Here is a 383-nt window from a genome sequence, read left to right on the forward strand (position 1 = left end):
CACATCGCCAATGGGGCATCAGCAAGCGCGGTTGGACGTGAATTAGGGATACCCCAACCAACTGTCAGCCGGTGGGCGCGACAAGCCGGATTGAAGATTCAGCACCAGTCGCACTGCCCGAAGGTCTCGATGATGCATAAGCATCGCGTGATCTACGAGATGCTTATGGCCGGCACATATAGTGTTGCCCAGATTGCTGCGCAGGCCGGGGTGTGCACATCCACGGTGTATAACCGGCGGGCTAGTTTAACCACTATGAATACCCGCAGCCGGATAACGCCCGGTGATGTATCTCGTGTTGGCACTGGTCAGCGGCTAGGGCTGGCGGAACGCTTAGTCATTGCCCAGTATCTGCGGGCAGGGCATTCGCACCGGCGTATCGC

The 383-nt window shown here is 58.2% G+C and carries 1 pseudogene; it reads left to right on the plus strand.

What is annotated here, in order from left to right:
• Positions 1 to 90 precede the first annotated feature (90 nt).
• Positions 91 to 383, plus strand: a pseudogene (locus tag HMPREF2787_RS11285) (IS30 family transposase); the annotation flags it as partial.

Origin of the sequence: Corynebacterium sp. HMSC061H03 (genome assembly GCF_001838215.1) — a bacterium.
Taxonomy (GTDB): Bacteria; Actinomycetota; Actinomycetes; order Mycobacteriales; family Mycobacteriaceae; genus Corynebacterium; species Corynebacterium jeikeium_D.